2 protein-coding genes are annotated in these 1,556 nt (G+C 61.1%); both read right to left on the bottom strand.

Features of this window, described 5'->3' with window-relative positions; genetic code table 11:
* A partial coding sequence (locus CKW13_RS24075; RefSeq protein WP_095111253.1) for a hypothetical protein occupies positions 1–1,201 on the bottom strand: 1,201 nt, incomplete at its 3' end.
* Positions 1,198–1,556: hypothetical protein (locus tag CKW13_RS24580; protein WP_256576670.1), on the bottom strand; the 359-nt coding region annotated here is incomplete at its 5' end. The genes CKW13_RS24580 and CKW13_RS24075, both read right to left, overlap by 4 nt.

The raw sequence follows: 1,556 nt of genomic DNA, 5'->3' as shown, positions 1-1,556 counted from the left end.
GTTCGTACACCACGAACTGGCCATTGACGTTCCAGTCCGGCCACACCGCCAGGTACTTGCGCCAGGCAGACTTGGGGTTGGCTGAATCCATGATTTGCTTGAACACGGCTTCCGTGACCCAGTCCTGTGCGCTGGCGACACTGCCGGGGCCTATGATGCGGTAAAGGCGTAGGGGGCCGACCAGTTCAACTGCCTCCATGCCCTCTGCAAAGGTTTTGATCTGTTTAGCATCAAGGCTTGGAAAGCCGAGCTTAACGCTCTCGTTGACAGCCTTGATTTTCTTGCTTGGATCTAGCGGAGCAAACCTTTCCCCCGGCCTCCCCCGACTCAACCACCCCGGCAACGGCTTCGCATCCCGCATCAATTTCACCGCCAGTGCCTCGGGCAATCCGCCGTGAAAGTGCACATTCACCGTGTTCAGGATCGCCCGATGCTGCATCAGGTCTTCCATTTCCAACCGGCGGATCACGATGTCGAGGGCGTCGCGTATCGGTTGCAGGGCTTTGCCGATATGGGCGTTGGCTTGCAAACGCACGGCCTTGACCATGTTCAGGGTTTGTTCGGCCTTGGCGGCGGCCCCGGGGACGTATTTGACTTTGCCCAGTAGGGTGTTGAGCAGGGCAATGCCCCGGTCGAAGGCGTGCAGTAACCTCAAGACGTCTATTTGGTTGCGCACCTTTTTGATGGCGTCGGCCAGTGTCTGGAACACCTGGCCCCATTTCATGCCACGCCAGTACTTCACCACTTCCTTTTTACGCAGCAGGGTAATGACCCAGGTCATCGCCTCGTCCACGGCCTGCTCCACGGCATGGCCGCCGGAGCGGCGGATAAACAGGAAGAAGATTTTCAGCACACCTTTAACCAGGGAACCGAGCACCGGGAACAGGCCGATCAGGGTCAGGCACAGGCCGACCCAGGCCCAGGTGTTGCTGTGGTCTTTTTGCAGTTCGCGGCAGTTGGCGACCAAGTCGCGCATGTCGCAGACCTGGTCCACCAAGGGCACCATGGAGACCGCCGCGTCGAAGGCGATTTGCCCGGTGCTGCGGTCCTGGTTGAAATCCCCTTGGATCGCCTCCCACACCCAAAGGGCGGTATCGACACTGGCGTCGAAGAGTTTTTCCGGGGCGCCGGTGATGTACGCCAGGGCGACGCGCATGTTGTCGGCGGGGACTACAGGGTCGGTGTTGGGGGGTTGGTTCATGTGCGCTCTCCTGATGTTTGCGGTGTCTCTGCGCAGGCCTGTTCCAGGGCCCGATGCGCGGGTTCCTGCGCGCCGGTTGCCAGCGCGTAGTTCACGTAAGCCACCTGCTGCGGCGGCACGTTGTCGTGGCGGGCGTCGCCTTGGGGCTTCAAGTTGCCCGCGTGTTGGGGGCCCTTGTGTTGCTGAATTTGATAGCCCGCCTCGCGAATGCCTTGACGGGTTTGCTTGTCTCGATAGTTCACCGCCACCCACTGCGCCGCCGGCCCCGGCATGGCCTGCGACCTGGGCAGTGCGGGTATTTGCGGCTGGTTGTTTGCCCCGTTCAGCAACGGATGCTCGCTGCCCTTGACGCTGA

It is taken from the genome of Pseudomonas sp. Irchel 3E20, from assembly GCF_900187645.1.
Taxonomy (GTDB): domain Bacteria; phylum Pseudomonadota; class Gammaproteobacteria; order Pseudomonadales; family Pseudomonadaceae; genus Aquipseudomonas.
This window is presented reverse-complemented; position numbering and strand designations above follow the sequence as displayed.